13 protein-coding genes are annotated in these 13,812 nt (G+C 42.6%); 6 read left to right on the top strand and 7 right to left on the bottom strand.

Going from position 1 to position 13,812, the window contains the following annotated elements:
• Nucleotides 1–589: 589 nt before the first annotated feature.
• The 7 genes from V7K32_RS10725 to V7K32_RS10695 form a co-directional block, all read right to left on the bottom strand.
• Entirely contained in the window at nt 590–1,861 is a 1,272-nt protein-coding gene (locus V7K32_RS10725; protein ID WP_334992911.1) for a ribulose bisphosphate carboxylase small subunit, read from the bottom strand.
• A 91-nt stretch (nt 1,862–1,952) separates the two neighbouring features.
• Entirely contained in the window at nt 1,953–2,339 is a 387-nt protein-coding gene (locus tag V7K32_RS10720; RefSeq protein ID WP_334992909.1) for a type II toxin-antitoxin system VapC family toxin, read from the bottom strand.
• Entirely contained in the window at nt 2,336–2,563 is a 228-nt protein-coding gene (locus V7K32_RS10715) for a type II toxin-antitoxin system Phd/YefM family antitoxin (protein WP_334992907.1), read from the bottom strand. Before V7K32_RS10715 ends, V7K32_RS10720 begins: the two co-directional genes overlap by 4 nt.
• 60 nt (nt 2,564–2,623) lie before the next feature.
• Nucleotides 2,624–3,250 carry a GDSL-type esterase/lipase family protein gene (locus tag V7K32_RS10710; protein ID WP_334992905.1) on the bottom strand — a complete coding sequence of 209 codons (627 nt, stop codon included), beginning with the start codon at nt 3,248–3,250 and terminating at the stop codon, nt 2,624–2,626.
• Between the two features lie 184 nt (nt 3,251–3,434).
• Nucleotides 3,435–3,773 (bottom strand): ribulose bisphosphate carboxylase small subunit, encoded by a 339-nt coding sequence (locus V7K32_RS10705; protein ID WP_324977594.1) that lies wholly within the window; start codon nt 3,771–3,773, stop codon nt 3,435–3,437.
• 46 nt (nt 3,774–3,819) lie between these two features.
• Nucleotides 3,820–4,227 carry a RuBisCO chaperone RbcX gene (gene rcbX, locus V7K32_RS10700; protein ID WP_334992900.1) on the bottom strand — a complete coding sequence of 136 codons (408 nt, stop codon included), beginning with the start codon at nt 4,225–4,227 and terminating at the stop codon, nt 3,820–3,822.
• Between the two features lie 101 nt (nt 4,228–4,328).
• Nucleotides 4,329–5,759: a form I ribulose bisphosphate carboxylase large subunit gene (locus tag V7K32_RS10695; RefSeq protein ID WP_334836511.1), complete on the bottom strand. Its 1,431-nt coding sequence runs from the start codon at nt 5,757–5,759 to the stop codon at nt 4,329–4,331.
• Nucleotides 5,760–6,593: 834 nt separating this feature from the next.
• Here V7K32_RS10695 and V7K32_RS10690 point away from each other — a divergent pair.
• The 6 genes from V7K32_RS10690 to V7K32_RS10665 all read left to right on the top strand — a co-directional run bounded on the left by V7K32_RS10690 (nt 6,594) and on the right by V7K32_RS10665 (nt 13,698).
• A complete protein-coding gene (locus V7K32_RS10690; protein ID WP_334992898.1) occupies nt 6,594–7,700 on the top strand; it encodes a ligand-binding sensor domain-containing protein in 1,107 nt (368 codons plus the stop codon).
• Between the two features lie 113 nt (nt 7,701–7,813).
• Complete coding sequence (panB, locus tag V7K32_RS10685) at nt 7,814–8,584, top strand: 3-methyl-2-oxobutanoate hydroxymethyltransferase (protein WP_334992896.1); 771 nt, start codon at nt 7,814–7,816, stop codon at nt 8,582–8,584.
• A gap of 64 nt (nt 8,585–8,648) precedes the next feature.
• On the top strand, nt 8,649–10,670 hold the full coding sequence (locus V7K32_RS10680) for a serine/threonine-protein kinase (protein WP_334992894.1): 2,022 nt from the start codon (nt 8,649–8,651) through the stop codon (nt 10,668–10,670).
• A gap of 398 nt (nt 10,671–11,068) precedes the next feature.
• Nucleotides 11,069–11,785, top strand: coding sequence for a Uma2 family endonuclease (locus tag V7K32_RS10675; protein ID WP_334992892.1), 717 nt, complete (start codon nt 11,069–11,071; stop codon nt 11,783–11,785).
• A 65-nt stretch (nt 11,786–11,850) separates the two neighbouring features.
• Entirely contained in the window at nt 11,851–13,167 is a 1,317-nt protein-coding gene (gene trmFO / locus V7K32_RS10670; protein ID WP_334992890.1) for an FADH(2)-oxidizing methylenetetrahydrofolate--tRNA-(uracil(54)-C(5))-methyltransferase TrmFO, read from the top strand.
• 129 nt (nt 13,168–13,296) lie between these two features.
• Nucleotides 13,297–13,698 carry a fasciclin domain-containing protein gene (locus V7K32_RS10665; protein ID WP_190913727.1) on the top strand — a complete coding sequence of 134 codons (402 nt, stop codon included), beginning with the start codon at nt 13,297–13,299 and terminating at the stop codon, nt 13,696–13,698.
• The last annotated feature ends 114 nt before the right edge of the window (nt 13,699–13,812 follow it).

Below are 13,812 nucleotides of genomic sequence, written 5' to 3'. Positions count from 1 at the left end.
TTGCGCTTTAGCGCAAGAGGGCGCAACTATGAGCCAAATACAGAGATTTTACTTTTCGTTACATAGTTTGGTTTTATCTTGCCTACCTACTTACAGTGATTTTGGTATTATGCAAAATCATTTTCATACATGGAATCAGCAACGCCAATTATTTCTTTCTTGGAAATCCCTTAACTTTAGTTTTTTCCATCCTGAAAGTGCGCCTCCCTCGCACATGGGCTGCTGATGACAAGCCACTATGCGTCGGGAGTATTCAGTGGCGATTTAACAAAGGTGAACTCGGCTTCAGCCCCTACCTGTAAGTAAAACGTAATGATTCAGCTATCAAATCGCAACGCCAGAGTCATTAGTTATTAGTTTAAGACTTACGCAAAACTACACGCGGTAGGGGCAATTCATGAATTGTCCCTACCATAAAATCAGGGTTTTGGCTATTGTTTGCGTAAGTCCTATAGTTATTAGTCATTAGTCCAAGAGATACCACGCCCACAAAGAACATGGTTTAGATTAGTCCATAGTAAGAAAGTTTTTCCGCCCACTTTCTTTGCCAACGACCAATAACTAATAACTAATGACCAATGACCAATGACTAATTTTTCCCATTCGGACGCTGAATAATCGTCTCCACCACCCGCCGCTTGGCGTTTGGATCAATACCTACCAAGCGCACGTACTCACCGCTATATTCTGTCAGAGTTGATTCCAAATTTGAGATTGCATCAGACTCGGCATCGATGTGGCTATGAACACAAGTTTGCCAAGCACCTGTGCGGAAGCGGCGTTCATCTACGTGTTCAATGCTAATTTTGTAACCTTGAGATAATAATTGCCTAATTTGAGCTTGTGTATCCAAGCTCAAATGGGTACTCGATGCTTGCTGTTTCTGGAATCCATTAATTTTTGCTTCTTGAGTTCCACCATTGCTTGACGGCTGATTAATTGGTGTTACAGCAGGTGGTGCAGATTGAGAATTTCTACCTCGATTGAGTCGATTGTAATCATCAACCAAATGGGAATTTTCCACCCGTTTTTGTTCACCAACGAGGAAGTTACCAGACTCTATTAAGTGAGACAGCCTGAAATCTGGCTTTTTAAATTCTGGTGGGCCTTCAACGCTGTTAACCACATTCAAGGACACCTGCTCAAAACCTACTTGATGGATGTAGTTACGGATTTGTTCATCATAAATGCGCGATCGCAAAGCGCTAAAAAAGTCAATCGACTGATTGACAAAAGTATCAACTAGCTGTTCAACTTCCTTCTGCGAAAGTCCATCCGCTTCAAAAATCCCTTTGACAATTCCCACCTTGTCGTCTCTGTCTGGTTCCCAGTAAAATTTCTCCATCCGTCCATCCCGAATTAACGGGGCATAGAGGGTAGAAAAATCATTACCTGTAACGATAATCGGTACACGATGCAAAGGCGTGGAATCATAACTTCCAGGTAACTGCACATCTGTGGGATTATCAGCAATATTCATCAGTGTGGCATTCACCAACTGCGTATTTACAGTATATTGAGTGCCTTCATCAAAGCGTCCAGCACCCGCATCTAAATCGTTAATCATCAGTACACACATTTTGCCGCGTACTTTGATTAGTTCTGCTGTTTCCCGATAACGCAGTCGAATCAACCGCGCTGGATCTCCTGCATCTGGACTTTCCAACTCGCCGCCAGAGATGTTAGTCACCTCGATACCCATTTTCTCGAAGACTAATTGACATTGAAATGTTTTGCCTTCTCCTTTGCGTCCGTGAATACCTAAAATCACAGGGACTCGCACGCCAGGAAGCTTTAGAAAGTTTTTGGTGATGTGGACAGCCAATTTGTCCAGAAAGCGGGGAGCGATGTAATAACTCATAAAATTATTTTTGCCTAGCACTGCCTAAAGTAATGTTAAGTTTTTTTGGCGATGACTGTTTATTTATCTTTTGGTAGAAAAGGAGCGCTACCTACAATAAACGTCTTATTGGATATGCATCTAAAATTTTATCAGCACTCAGTATAGGTATATTTTCCACTATCGATTGTGCAATTAGAATTCGGTCAAATGGGTCACGATGATGTAAGGGTAGTGTGGCAACAACAGTAACATGGCTAATTTTGATATCGAGTAAACTAAAATCGTTCAGATTCAGTTGCTGTGTGATGAATATTTCAAATGACTGATTAAAACTAAGCTTTCCTAAATTCTGCTTAATAGCTATTTCCCATAGACTAGCGATACTTAGCAAAATTTCATTATTCTCATCATTGATGAACTCTAGTACTTGATTACTAAGTCTTGAATTGTCAGTCACATACCAAATAAAAGTATGTGTATCCAACAGTAATATCATTCCATATATTCCTTAAAATCTTCCAGTGGTTCATCAAAGTCATCAGATATTGTAATTAAACCCTTTGCACTTCCAGGTTTACGGCGGCGTTGGACTGGCGACACAGGAGTTAATTTCACCAAAGGTTGATTATCTTTGATAATGATGATTTCTTCACCACCGAGTGCTGCTTCAATTAAATCAGGTAAATTTTGAGATGCTTCAGCTAGAGTAATTTGTTGCATAGTTACCACCTTTGGATATAAAAATCAGGTGCTACCACTATCCTAACTTTGAATGCTCGATTAAGTTAGAGGAAACCAATTTAACCAAGCGTCCCAATTTTCTACTATTTGAGCAAATTCTGCATAACCGCCTGCTCTGGGATGAACACCATCATTAGCTCTTGCTTCATTAATCCAGATATTTGATTTTTCTAATATCGTAAAAACGTCTAAATAAGGTACATTTAATTCTTTACAAATCAAAGCATATTGTTTAGATAAATCTATAGTTTTCTGCTTTCTTTGAGGATCTTCGTGTTCTGCGTATGGTGCGGGTCCAATCATTAAAACAGGATATAACTTTTGAGCTTTACTTAAAATTTCACGGGCATTTTTGATAGAATCTGCCAAATGCACACGAGTTTTACCATTTTCTAATGTTGTGTCATTCAATCCAAAAGAAAACACAACTCTGCCATCATATTCTTTAGGCGATCGCAGTGATACTTCCTGTAACCAACGCTTTGCTATATCACTACTCGTATCACGCCTAATCCCTAAATTATAGTAAGTAATGTCATAACCTTTTTTATTAGCATTAGCACATACTCTCCCTGTCCAACCAAGACATTCTGGGTCGCCAGTACCATTAACAAAGGAGTCACCAACGAAACAAATTCTAACTTCTTGTAGATGCTGTAATTCCATTTATTAATATCTTAAAAAACGCAAAGGTAGGCTAAGGGAAACGCAGAGGAACGCAGAGAAAAACTCCGCGCCCCTTTGCGTTTTCCTCTGCGTCCCTCTGCGTTTCAAAAAAACTAGTAAATAAGGAGAGGCAGATAATTCTCCCTCTCCTTATAGAGATAAACTAATTACTAAGAGCTAGCTTTTAGTATCTGTTGGTTTTGTTAGGTTTGTGAACAAGAAAGCTGAGAATTTGGCACTGCTTGATGTTGTCAAAACCCACAACACGGATATAGCTAGTGCTGAATTGAGAACGGCATCCTTGAACTTCGCTCAATACTTCTTGAGTGGATTTAGCACCGAACAAAGGCAACTTCCACATTGTCCAATATAATTCTGTTGGCTCAGAAGTTTCGTTAAACTCGATCGCTGGAATGTAACCTTGATTCAAAATGTACTGGATCTGCTTGGCAATTTGAGCGTCAGTCAGGGGGGGCAGATAAGAAAGGGTTTCGTACCGACGCTCTTTTGGTAAAGTTTGCATAGTTTCTGATAATGGGTTGCGATTTTTGACTACTAAATTGACCGAACTAATTAGATAAGTTATCCAAATTCGGATCTGAAGTTGTTTGCTGTTCTGGTTGCAGACTGGGGTTAGATGCGTCTATTCGCGTGATGCGTTCTAAATGCTGGCGACGCTGTTCCATATTGCCTTGCTGGATGCCAGTACGAACCATTTCCGGTAAAAATTCTATGATTTCTTCGGCAATGTGTTCTCTGACAGTCATGATTCGCAAAGCCAAATCTGGTTTTTCTCGCAACAGTTGTTCAATGTATGACTCACCATTCTGAATTTTGCCAGACGAAAAGTTATGCAACCAAAGTTCTAATGGAGGATTCGTTTCGCCTAGCTGTGCCAATACTGTCCTTAGAGCCTGATAAGTCAGGTAACTTTGGAGAGTTTTGGCTGTGTCCTTGGCAATTTGCTTAAGATTCATGCTTGACCCCAGCCGTCAACAGTTATGAGTTATGAGTTATGAGTTATGAGTTATGAATTAATGTAACTCTTAACTCCTAACTTCTAACTCTTAACTTTTGATCAGACGGTATCCATTGCTTCAAACTCGAACTTGATTTCTTTCCACAGTTCGCAAGCAACAGCTAGTTCAGGAGACCACTTAGCAGCTTCGCGGATGATATCGTTACCTTCACGAGCCAAGTTGCGGCCTTCGTTACGAGCTTGAACAACGGCTTCCAAGGCGACGCGGTTAGCGGTTGCACCAGGAGCGTTACCCCAAGGATGTCCTAGAGTACCACCACCGAATTGTAGTACGGAGTCATCACCAAAGATTTCTACCAGGGCGGGCATGTGCCATACGTGGATACCACCAGAAGCAACTGCCATTACACCAGGTAGAGAAGCCCAGTCTTGGGTAAAGTAGATACCACGAGACTTGTCTTGCTCAATGTAGTTTTCACGCAATAGGTCAACGAAGCCCATTGTGATGCCGCGCTCACCTTCCAACTTACCAACTACTGTACCGGTGTGGATGTGGTCACCACCAGACAAACGTAGGGCTTTAGCCAATACACGGAAGTGGATACCGTGGTTCTTTTGACGGTCAATTACAGCGTGCATAGCACGGTGAATGTGCAACAGAATACCGTTATCACGGCACCAACGAGACAATGTGGTGTTGGCGGTGAAGCCTGCGGTGAGGTAGTCATGCATGATGATGGGCATTTTGAGTTCTTTAGCGTACTCAGCCCGCTTCAGCATTTCTTCACAGGTAGGAGCGGTAACGTTTAGGTAGTGACCTTTAATTTCACCGGTTTCTGCTTGAGCTTTGTTGATAGCTTCAGCTACGAACAAGAAGCGATCGCGCCATCTTTGGAATGGTGCGGAGTTGATGTTTTCGTCGTCTTTGGTGAAGTCTAAACCACCGCGTAAGCACTCGTATACAGCGCGTCCGTAGTTCTTAGCAGAAAGACCCAATTTGGGCTTAATCGTACAACCCAGCAAAGGACGACCGTATTTGTTTAACTTGTCGCGCTCAACTTGGATACCGTGGGGAGGCCCTTGGAAGGTCTTGATGTAAGCTACTGGAAAGCGAATATCTTCTAGACGCAGCGCCCGTAGAGCTTTGAAACCAAATACGTTACCGACAATTGAGGTCAAAACGTTGGTTACAGAACCTTCTTCAAACAAGTCCAGAGGATAGGCAACGTAGCAGATGTACTGGTTGTCTTCACCGGGAACTGGTTCGATGTCATAACAACGACCTTTGTAGCGATCGAGGTCGGTGAGCAAGTCAGTCCACACAGTTGTCCATGTACCTGTGGAAGACTCAGCCGCTACAGCCGCACCTGCTTCTTCGGGAGGAACACCAGGCTGGGGTGTCATGCGGAACGCAGCTAGAAGATCGGTATCTTTTGGTGTGTAATCGGGTGTGTAATAAGTTAGTCTGTAATCTTTAACCCCGGCTTGATACCCAGACTTGCTCTGAGTCTTCGTTTGAGCGTAAGACATATTTTATCCTTCCCTGAAATCACTCTTGTTAATTATCAAATCATGTTTTGTGCAACTTCCCCTCACCCCATTTTTTCCCCTTCATCGGGGAAAAGAACGGAAAAAATTTTTGTTAAGGGTTGTTTTTGGCAAAGGGTAGCAGTTTTTTTGCGGCTGACACAATGGTCCCGGTGGTAGCCCTCCTCACCAGTGTTATCCCCTTCTAGGGGTACACGACCTAGCGCTTCTACTGTTCCCTCTTCTTACGAATCAAAATTCTTTTTTACCTCTTCTTCGCACTTAACTAAACCTTCTCAATTTCACCAAAACTTCCGCTTTTGCGGCTTGATTTAGATAATTTCCCTACAAATCGGGGTATTCAGGGGATTGGGCTGGCTGGCACAGATTCCCGCCTCTACACTCCCTATATCTTCTCCGTTGATGGAAAAGATACCAGAAAAGAATTTACTTGACAGAGATTTAGCAGAGTCGTGAGCGTAAAGATAAAAAATTGCACACCACGTAATTTGTAACTTATTCCACAATATATCAATAATTCGATAAGTTATTCTTTGAAAGTTTTTAACTTATATATTTAATTTTGTTATTACATAAAGATTTAACATTTTGTTACAGATGCTTTACAACGTGTCATCAATAACTGTAAGGAAGCTTTTTGGGAGTTTGGAGTTTGGAGTTAGGAGTTTGGAGTTAGGAGTTAGGAGTTTGGAGTTATAAGAATTATTTCCCCAATGCTCAATTCCATTAAATTTGAGGAAAATTCCAGATGACGTTTAAAAAATCCCGGCTAGGGGAACACTGGAACTAACCCAAAGCCAGTTTAGGTAAAGGCTATTGGGTACTGTCTCCAAAGGAAATGTCACCGTGGTATTGTTTTGCAAGCGTACTAGTTTATTGACTACTTCTATCTTGCTGGGGTTGATAGCTTTACCAAGTATAGGATCGGCGCAAAAAACCCCTGATATTAATTCATCTGATGTAACTCCTGCTTATCCACCTTCTGCACCGCCACCGCGAGTAGAACCTTTGCCCGATGAGCGGGGAGTGCAAGAACATTCGCCAGAAACTGATTATCGTGTGGGTAACTTACTGGGAGATGTTACAGGCAACCTTTGGGTAGGTTCTTGGCGGGGACTATCGCGGATTGATCCTAAAACCGGCAAGATTATTTCTCGTGTTAGTTTACCGAATGTTGCCATTGGTGCTTTAGCCCAAGACAAAGTAGGACGTTTGTGGGTAGGAAGTTATGATGGACTGTTCCGAGTAGACCCCCGTACTAGCGAAATCACCGCGCAGAATTTATTTTTGCCTTCTAAACGGGTGTTGTCATTGTTAGTTGACAAACGGGGTTATTTATGGACTGGAACTGATAGCGGTTTAGCCCTAATTAGTCCTGACCAAGGCTTGATTATGACGACATTAAAAAATCTGCCTGGTGTCAGCGCCAACACTCTGACTTTAGATGCTGAAGGTCAACTGTGGGTTGGTACACTTGATGGATTGGTGCGGGTAAATACTGCTAGTGCTGTGATTATGAAGCGGATAACCGATTTACCAGGGGCGACTGTCCAAGCTTTAGCTATTAGTCCAGAAGGGTTAATTTGGGCAGGAATGCCAAATAATTTGCTAGTTATTAACCCAAAAACTGGTGCAGTGTTACGGTCTGTAACTCGTCTGCGTGGGCGTAATGTGACGGCGGTACGTTTTGCTAAAGATGGTAGTGTGTGGGTCGGGACTAACAATGGTTTGTTACGATTAAATCCAAATACAGGAGCTGTGCTAGATGCAGAAGTTGCTGGACTTCCTTCTAGTCGGGTTCTTGCCCTTGCACCTGACATTGCCAATAAATTATGGATAGGCACTAGTGAAGGTTTAGCTTGGTTAATGCCCAAGACGAGTAGTGCAAAACCCCATATTGCTTTCAGTCGCGCCGTTAAGTAACAAGTTAGGAGTTAAGAGTTAGGAATTAGAAATTATGAATTAAATTAAACCCTGAACTATTTACTCCTAACTCTTCACTCATCACTTTTAACTCATCACTCAGCACTAAAAAAATGGCAATCACTACCCAGCAATTAATTCAATGGAAACAACAGGGACGTTCAATTGTGGCGTTGACGGCCTGGGATTATGCGATCGCTCAACTCATCGATGCAGCTGGTGTAGACTTAATCCTTGTGGGCGACTCTATGTCAGTAGTTCTAGGGTATGAAACAACACTGCCGATAACTTTGGATGAAATGATCTACCACGCCAAATCTGTACGCCGTGGGGTTAAACAGGCATTGGTAGTTGTAGATTTACCATTCTTGACGTATCAAGAAAGTCTCCAACAAGCAATGCACTCAGCTGGGCGGGTACTGAAGGAAACGGGCGCTCAGGCGGTAAAATTGGAAGGTGGCTATCCTGCGATCGCAGAAACTATTACTCGTTTGGTAGAAGCTGGAATCCCGGTGATGGGTCATGTCGGTTTGACACCGCAATCAGTACATCAACTCGGTTTGCGACAACAAGGGAAAACCCAAGAAGCGAGTGAGAAAATTTTACTTGAAGCGATCGCTCTTGAACAAGCTGGTGTATTTTCTCTAGTCTTAGAGCATATCCCCGCAGATTTGGCAATGCAGATTACACAAAAATTGAGCATTCCGACAATTGGTATTGGTGCAGGAACTCACTGTGATGGACAAGTTTTAGTTACCTCAGATGTAATCGGACTTGCCGAGAAGCATCCACCATTCGCCAAAGTTTACACAAACTTGCGGGAGACGATTACCAAAGCTGTGCAAGATTATGCCGGGGAAGTGCGCGATCGGAAATTTCCATAATAGTAGAATCTGAGTTGAGTCAAAATTGGCGATAATAATTACATTTGCCAATAAAAGCACAGTTATGCTCTGCTGCCTCAATTCAGCTTGCCACAATCAGCCTAATCCTGATGGCACAATGTTTTGCTCCAACTGCGGCACAAGATTGGTAGTGCTAAGAAATCGCTATTGCCCTGTTAAATCATTGGGGGCTGGGGGATTTGGTAAAACTTATTTGGCCGAAGATATAGACAAGCTGAATGAGCCTTGTGTCATCAAGCAATTTGCACCGCAAATACAGGGAACAGCATCACTCAATAAAGCTACAGAACTATTTGAGCAAGAAGCAAAGCGACTGCAACAGTTAGGAAAACATCCCCAAATTCCCACACTGTTGGCGTATTTTGAGGAAGATAATCGTCTGTATTTGGTGCAGGAGTTTATCGACGGGCAGAATTTATTGGCGGAATTACAACAGCAGGGAATTTTCAATGAGCAGAAAGTTAGAGAATTATTGCTCGATTTGTTAGAAATTCTCAAAACAGTTCATCAACAGAAAGTCATTCACCGCGATATCAAGCCAGAGAATATCATTCGTCGCAGTGATGGTAAGTTGGTACTAATTGACTTTGGTGCATCCAAGCAACTGACGATGACGGTAATGACGCAACCAGGAACAGCAATCGGTTCTTTTGGTTATGCACCACTGGAACAAATGGAGGGTGGTAAAGCTTACCGAGCCAGTGATTTATATAGTGTTGGTGCAACTTGCTTTCACCTTTTGACTGGAATTCACCCTTGGGAACTGTGGAAACGACAAGGTTATGGTTGGGGTGCTAATTGGAGACAGCATTTACAGCAACCAGTAAGTCAGGATTTGGGGCGAATACTGGATAAATTGTTGCAAGAAAAATACCAGCAGCGTTATTACCAGTCGGCGGCGGAAGTTTTACAAGATTTAAATCTACCACCATCACCAGTACTCCCAACCCAGCCAGTAATTGCAGCTGCATCACCGGCTGTGAGAGCAATTTCACCATTAAAACAAGCTCTTGCTAACGCCCCACTAATAACAAAGCTGATGCTGCTTTACGCTGTTGCAGTTAATGTTTTTATTCTAATAGGATTATTTTGGATTCCGTTATTTTCTGGAATTACAGACTCGCCAAAAACGATTGCAACAATTACTCCAATTAAAACTCTGCAAGGTCATTCCGATAAGATTAATTCCGTCGCCATCAGCCCAGATGGCAAAACCCTTGCCAGTGGTAGTGATGACAAAACGATAAAACTGTGGAATCTAACAACAGGAGAGCAAATTCGCACCCTCCCAAGGCAGTCCTTTTCGGTTAGTTCCGTTGCCATCAGCCGAGATGGTAGAACCCTTACCAGTGTTAGTAATAAAACCATCAAACTGTGGAATCTAGCAACAGGAGAGCAAATCCGCACCCGCACCCTCCCAACGGAGTCCTTTTCAGTTAGTCCCGTCGCCATCAGTCCAGATGGCAAAACCCTTGCTCTTGTTAGTGATTATAACCTAGATGGAACCTCTGCCAGTTATAGTTTGTACGAACCCATCAAACTGTGGAATCTAGCAACAGGAGAGAAAATTCGCACTCTCATCGGGCATTCTGACAGGGTTGATTTCGTCGCCATCAGTCCAGATGGCAAAACCCTTGTTAGTAGCAGTCAGGACGACACCATCAAATTGTGGAATTTGCCAACAGGACAGCAAATCCGCACCCTCACAGGGGATTTTCCCTTGTTTTATGTCGCCTTCAGCGCAGATGGCAAAACCCTTGCTAGTGTTAGTGTTGGTGGCAACACCATCAAACTGTGGAATTTAGCAACAGGAGAGCAAATCCGCACACTCACAGAGCTTTCCAGCATGGTTAGTTCTGTTGCCTTCAGCCCAGATGGCAAAACCCTTGCCAGTCTTACTTTTGGTGACGAAACCATCAAACTGTGGAATCTAGCAACGGGAGAGGAAATCCACAGATTTACAGGGCATTCTGACGCGGTTAATTCCATCGCCTTCAGTCCAGATGGTAAAACCCTTGTTAGTGCTAGTGATGACAAAAACATCAAAATTTGGCGGCTACGGTAGCTAGGACTGACCTACGCTAAAATTAAGACGATTTAACCAAAGCATGGGTAAGAAATTGAACAAGTCTAAATACATTGCTGAAAGCACTAGATTTAACTGTGGAACAGATAGCACAGGCGTTAGATTTAGATATTGCACAAGTCCAGCAAGCAGGACAGCAAACGCCATCAAATCAATAAAGTGCAGAAAAGCGATCGCATCTTAAATTAACGCGATCGCTAAGTAAGTGGGTGCAAATAATCATTACTGGCTCGTAGTTGCGCTAAAGCGCAAGACAGCGCAACTACGAGCCAAATACAGAGATTTTACTTTTCGTTACATAGTTTGGTTTTATCTTGCCTACCTACTTATCTCAATTATAAATATCAGCTAAAAATCCCATACTTTGAGGTGCAGCAATGGTACAACAAGTCACACCAGAAACCACAATCCAAGTCATCTACCCAGAAAGCGATGGACAGCCAATGGCAGATAATACAGAACAATTTACATGGATTGTCAAAATTAAAGAAAATTTAGAAATCCTATTTGCATCGTCGGCTGATGTATTTATCGCCGGAGATTTATTTTGGTATCCAGTTCAAGGAAGCCCCAATATTAAACAAGCGCCTGATACGTTGGTAGTCTTTGGCAGACCAAAAGGAAAACGAGGTTCTTACTTACAGTGGAAAGAAGAAAATATACCCCCACAAGTAGTATTTGAAATTCTCTCGCCAGGTAACACCCTCAAAGAAATGACCAAAAAATTGCAGTTTTACCAGCGCTACGGTGTAGAAGAGTATTATATTTACGATCCAGACAAGAATGATTTAAATGGCTTGCTCCGTTCTGGAGATAGTTTTGAAGTTATTGAAGAGATGAATGGCTGGGTAAGTCCGCGTTTGAAAATCAGTTTTACGTTAACACCGGATACCCTGGAAATTGTTTCTTCTACCGGACAAAAGTTTTTGACACCCGTAGAAATTGACCAGTTACGGGAACAAGAACGCCAGCGTGCAGAACGGGAAACTCAAGCAAAGGAAGCGGCTTTAGAAGAATTAGAAAAAGAGCGCGATCGCTATCAAGAATTGTTAGCTAAACTCAAACAAAAGGGAATTGATACAGATAATTTATAATTGTTGACTCCAAATCAGTTCTTTTTTGAAAGTTACAGAAAATACAGGCATAGCAGAGATTATCTATGGAACAACAACCGATACAAGTAATTGGAGGTGGATTAGCTGGGACAGAAGCCGCTTGGCAAATAGCCCAAGCTGGCGTACCGGTAATTCTCCATGAGATGCGGCCAAAACGCTTCAGCCCTGCTCATCATACAGAACATTTGGCAGAATTAGTGTGCAGTAATTCCTTTGGGGCAATGGCAAGCGATCGCGCCGCTGGATTATTGCACGAAGAATTACGCCAACTGGGTTCTATCGTCATTTCTAAAGCCGATGAACACGCCGTACCTGCCGGTGGGGCGCTAGCGGTAGATAGGGGACAATTTGGCCAAGACTTGACTCAAACTTTAGCGAGTCATCCTTTAATTGAATTTCGCCGGGGTGAAGTGTCTGCAATTCCCGAAGGAATTGTGGTTTTAGCAACTGGGCCTTTAACGAGTCCCGACTTAGCCGAAGATTTGCGCCGCTTTACCGGGATGGAATACCTCAGCTTTTTTGATGCCGCTAGTCCGATTATTGTGGGAGAATCGATTAACCGTGACGTTGCTTTTATGGCATCACGTTATGATAAAGGTGAAGCTGCTTATCTCAACTGCCCAATGAATAAAGAGCAGTATTTAAGGTTTCGAGAAGAACTATGTATTGCTGAACAAACAGAACTCAAAGGTTTTGAACGGGAAACGGCGAAATTTTTTGAAGCTTGTTTACCCATTGAAGAACTAGCACAGCGTGGGGAAGATACCATGCGCTACGGCCCCCTAAAGCCAGTGGGATTGTCAGATACTCGCACAGGGGAACGGTGTTATGCTGTGGTGCAGTTACGACAAGAAGATAAAGCAGGTCAACTGTGGAATATGGTAGGATTCCAAACGAACCTGCGCTGGGGTGAGCAAAAGCGAATATTTCAGCTAATTCCAAGTTTGGAAAAGGCAGAGTTTGTGCGATTGGGAGTGATGCACCGCAACACTTTTATTAATGCTCCTCAGCTAATGCATCCGACTCTGCAATTTAAAGAGCGTCCCACATTGTTAGCTGCTGGACAGTTGATTGGTACTGAAGGCTACACTGCGGCGGCTGCGGGTGGCTGCTTGGCGGGAATTAATGCAGCACGGCTAGCTTTAGGTAAAGAAGCTTTGGTTTTACCCCCAACAACAATGATGGGTGCGTTATTGGAATTTATTAGTTCCGCTTCGCCGAAGCATTTCCAGCCAATGCCACCCAACTTTGGGATTTTTCCCGAACTGGGTGCGAAAATAAAAAGTAAACAGGAGCGTTATGGACGTTACCGCGATCGCTCTTTAACTGATTTAGCAAACTGGAAGGCTAATCATAATTAATCGGCATTGGACAAACAGGGCATTGGGCATTGTTTATTCAATGCCTGATTTTAAATTTATTTTGTTTAATAAAACTTAAAATAGGTTTATTATCCTTTAAAATCTGTTGCAGAGATTTAGGTAAGATATATGGCTGATATTGTTGATATTGCTGTTACGGCTGAGTCTTTTAAAACACTGGTGGCAGCTGTACAAGCTGCTGGTTTAGTAGAAACATTAAAAAGTCCTGGCCCGTTCACTGTCTTTGCACCAAATGACGATGCTTTTGCCAAGTTACCACCGGGAACTATCCAAACTCTGTTACAGAATATTCCCCAGCTAACGCGGATTTTAAAGTATCATGTCGTTCCAGGAAAGCTGCTAAAGGCTGATTTGGCAGAACTCGGTACGGTTAATTCTGTAGAAGGTTCACCCATTAAAATTAATTCTTCTGATGGTTTTGAAGTTAAAAATGCCACAGTTTTAGCAGCAGATATCGAAGCTGATAATGGTGTGGTACACGTTATCGATACGGTAATTTTACCGGGTTAATTCCACTAGGGTGGAAAATATCCACCCTACTTATCCAAAATCTTTATAATTAACTAACTATTGGGAGTATCAAAACGTAACTCAATAGTTTAATTTATGTTATATTTGCAATGT

This window comes from Nostoc sp. (assembly GCF_036917635.1).
GTDB lineage: Bacteria > Cyanobacteriota > Cyanobacteriia > Cyanobacteriales > Nostocaceae > Nostoc.
The sequence above is the reverse complement of the archived record's forward strand: the minus strand, read 5'-3'. Positions and strand labels throughout refer to the sequence as shown.